Annotated in this window: 4 protein-coding genes and 1 pseudogene; 1 reads left to right on the top strand and 4 read right to left on the bottom strand. The window is 76.5% G+C overall.

Annotation, left to right across the window (positions count from 1 at the left end):
- Window positions 1-483 (bottom strand): annotated as a pseudogene (locus tag B0E53_RS35590) (hypothetical protein); the annotation flags it as partial.
- A 162-nt stretch (window positions 484-645) separates the two neighbouring features.
- On the opposite strand from B0E53_RS35590, the gene B0E53_RS35595 reads away from it, so the two are divergent.
- On the top strand, window positions 646-831 hold the full coding sequence (locus B0E53_RS35595; protein WP_107079836.1) for a hypothetical protein: 186 nt from the start codon (window positions 646-648) through the stop codon (window positions 829-831).
- A gap of 22 nt (window positions 832-853) precedes the next feature.
- Here B0E53_RS35595 and B0E53_RS35600 read toward each other — a convergent pair whose 3' ends face one another.
- From B0E53_RS35600 to B0E53_RS35610, 3 genes are all read right to left on the bottom strand, one after another.
- The gene (locus tag B0E53_RS35600; protein WP_246835771.1) at window positions 854-1,357 is read right to left on the bottom strand and encodes a flagellar biosynthesis protein FlgA; all 504 of its coding nucleotides are present in this window, start codon (window positions 1,355-1,357) and stop codon (window positions 854-856) included.
- Window positions 1,358-1,583: 226 nt separating this feature from the next.
- Entirely contained in the window at window positions 1,584-1,949 is a 366-nt protein-coding gene (locus tag B0E53_RS35605) for an FmdB family zinc ribbon protein (RefSeq protein ID WP_107079838.1), read from the bottom strand.
- Window positions 1,950-2,011: 62 nt separating this feature from the next.
- Window positions 2,012-2,331, bottom strand: a 320-nt coding sequence (locus B0E53_RS35610; RefSeq protein ID WP_281492938.1) for a 5-formyltetrahydrofolate cyclo-ligase, incomplete at its 5' end; no start/stop codon positions are given.

Here is a 2,331-nt window from a genome sequence, read left to right on the forward strand (position 1 = left end):
GGCCGAGGCGGCGCCCGGGCCGGGCCGCGCCCACGGGCTGTCGGTGTGGCCGGCGCGCGACCAGGGGCTGGCCTCCGGGGCCGGCGAGGCGCCGCCGGTCGTGCCGGAGGTCGAGCCGCCAGGCTCGGCCGGACCAGAGGCCGAGCGGCCGGGTTCGGGTTCGTCGGAGGTCGAGCGGCCGGGTTCGGGTTCGTCGGAGGTCGAGCGGCCGGGTTCGGGTTCGTCCGAGGTCGAGCGGCCGGGTTCGGGTTCGCCGGCGGTGGAGCCACCGGGTTCGGGTTCGCCGGCGGTCGAGCCGTCGGGCTGGTCGTCGCCGGCTGGCGACCCCGACCGGCGCGTGCCGGGCTGGTGGGTGCCGGACGCCGGGGCCTCGTCATGGGCGACGTCGGCCGCGGCATGTTCGTCCGGCCCGGCATCCCCGGCCGGCTGGTCCGGGCGTCGCCAGGTCTCGTCCTCGGGGCTGCCACCGCTCGGCGTCGTCACGCCGTCCGACGCTACCAACGCGCCGGCCCCGTCGGCCGTCCGACGCGACGGGGCGGGCCGGGTCCACCCGCGCGGACCCCGGTCTGGCGCTCCGGGGCGGCCCACCCGTGCCCCGGCGTTCGCGCCGCCAACGGTCGAGCGATTTCCCTTCCGGCGGTATCCTTGCCGCTCGTGAGCGATCCCGGCATCCGTGTCCCGCGCGGCGACGACGACCGCGTGGTCGACCTCAGCGAAGACTTCGTGGTGCTGCCCGAGCAGACCACCGACGACACCGACCGCGGCTGGGGCGAGCGGTCGTCCGGCAACGAGGACTGGCTGCTCGCCGAGCGCCCCCCGCACTGGGACTGACCCGCCTTTGGCGCGCGTGGGGTCATTCGCGGACCACCACGGCGAAGCGGCTGCCCTCGGGCAGGCCGACCGCGCGCTGGGCCTGCTCCGGGCGGAGCGCAAGGTAGAGCGCCGAGGAGCCGTCGACCGCCCCGGCCGCACCCACCACGTCCAGCACCAGTGCCCTCGGGGCGAGCAGGGTGGCCGCGCCCGCCGCCCCACCGGCCGGCACGATCAGCAGGTCCACCCGGGCGCCGGGGCGGAGCACCGCCAGCGCGGCCGGCTCGGCGAGTCGGATCGGCACCCCCACCGCCCCGGCCGGCAGCGGAAGGGCAGCGGCACGGCGATCACCACCCGGCGGGACGCCACCACCGGCCGGGCCGCCGACAGTCGGGGCGCCGCCGTTCGGGGTGGGAGCCACGGCCGGGCCCGCACCCGGCGGGCAGCCGTCCGGGCTATTCAGGACGGCCGCGGCCAGCCCGAGCAGCACCGCGACCAGCGCCACCCGGAGCAGCGTCCGGCCCTGGGGCAGCCCGTGCCAGCGCACCGGCCGCAGTGATGCATCCCCACCCGCCACATCGCCCTCCCGCCCACCGATCCGACCCGGTACGCCGGCAGGTTAGGCGGCCGCCGACGGTGGCCGCCGCCCCAGCCGGCTCACCTGTGGAAAACCCGCCGGCCTGTGGACAAGCGCCCGGACGGAGGGAAACGGCCCGGGAACGCGAAAAGTGGCCATCCGCGCGGGATGACCACTTTCCGGGAGCCTGACGAGGTCAGGAGGAGCTGCTGGCCGCCGACGCCTTGCCGGCCGACGAACCGGACGACGAACCGGAGGACGAGCTGGACGACGCGGCGGACGAGCCGTTGCTCGACCCGGTCGCGGAGCTGCCGGACGAGCCGCTGGTCGACGACTCCGACTTCGCCGGCTTGCTCGCGGTGCTCGTGGCGCTCTCGGAACCGGACGAACGGGAGTCCGTGCGGTAGAAGCCGGAGCCCTTGAACACGATGCCGACCGAGTTGAAGACCTTGCGCAGCCGCCCCTCACACGCCGGGCACTCGGTCAGCGGCGCGTCAGAGAAGGACTGCACCGCCTCGAGCTGGTGGCCGCACGCGGTGCAGGCGTACTGGTACGTGGGCACGTTCTCCTCCGGATCTTGGCACGGCCGATTGGCACTCGACGGATTCGAGTGCCAATGGTGCGTCATGGAACCCGGGTTCGTCCAGCGGAAGCGCCCCGGGCCACATCCGGCACCGCCACCAGCCCGCCGCCCGGCGTGATCACGAAGCGTACCGGCCGGTCGTGCGGCTGGGCCGGTACCACCTCGACCAGCTCCCCGTCGTGCAGCAGCGCCACCGTGGGGACCGTGGCGGGCACCCGGGCCAGCGCCCGGTCGTACGAGCCGCCGCCCCGGCCCAGCCGGTAGCCCCGGCGGTCCACCGCCAGCGCCGGCACCACCACCAGATCGGCCCCGGCCACCGCCGCGCTGCCCAGCGGCGGGCCGGTCGGCTCGCGCAGGCCCC

Source organism: Micromonospora sp. MH33 (assembly GCF_003013775.1).
Lineage (GTDB): Bacteria > Actinomycetota > Actinomycetes > Mycobacteriales > Micromonosporaceae > Micromonospora > Micromonospora fulviviridis.